At 46.8% G+C, this 752-nt stretch carries 1 protein-coding gene; it reads right to left on the bottom strand.

The genetic code is table 11. The annotated features are described in order from the left end of the window. Nucleotides 1-752: VCBS domain-containing protein (locus K5Q58_RS20615; RefSeq protein WP_220755722.1), on the bottom strand; the 752-nt coding region annotated here is incomplete at both ends.

Genomic DNA, 752 nt, shown 5'->3' with positions numbered 1-752 from the left:
AATTGACCTTGCAGGGTTTCTGCGCTGAACTGAGCTTGGCCGTTATCACTATCAGTAATGGTTAACGCACCATCAACCCTTAATAATCCCGAGTGAACGTCTTTATCTTCAGTGAGCGTTGCAGTTGAAGTGCCTGCAATCACTGCTTTATCGTCAGTACCGTTAATGGTCACGGTGACTTGTTGTTCAGTGCCATCAACAGAGTGAACCAGCAATGTGTCAGTTACCGACTCACCCGTTTTTAGACCTTGAATCGTGGCTTGTGCGTTATCCGCGGTGTAGGTCCAATGGCCGAGATTATTGATAGTCAGCGTACCAAATTGACCTTGCAGGGTTTCTGCGCTGAACTGAGCTTGGCCGTTATCACTATCAGTAATGGTTAACGCACCATCAACCCTTAATAATCCCGAGTGAACGTCTTTATCTTCAGTGAGCGTTGCAGTTGAAGTGCCTGCAATCACTGCTTTATCGTCAGTACCGTTAATGGTCACGGTGACTTGTTGTTCAGTGCCATCAACAGAGTGAACCAGCAATGTGTCAGTTACCGACTCACCCGTTTTTAGACCTTGAATCGTGGCTTGTGCGTTATCCGCGGTGTAGGTCCAATGGCCGAGATTATTGATAGTCAGCGTACCAAATTGACCTTGCAGGGTTTCTGCGCTGAACTGAGCTTGGCCGTTATCACTATCAGTAATGGTTAACGCACCATCAACCCTTAATAATCCCGAGTGAACGTCTTTATCTTCAGTGAG

The organism is Shewanella sp. KT0246 (genome assembly GCF_019654955.1).
Lineage (GTDB): Bacteria > Pseudomonadota > Gammaproteobacteria > Enterobacterales > Shewanellaceae > Shewanella > Shewanella goraebulensis.
This window is presented reverse-complemented; position numbering and strand designations above follow the sequence as displayed.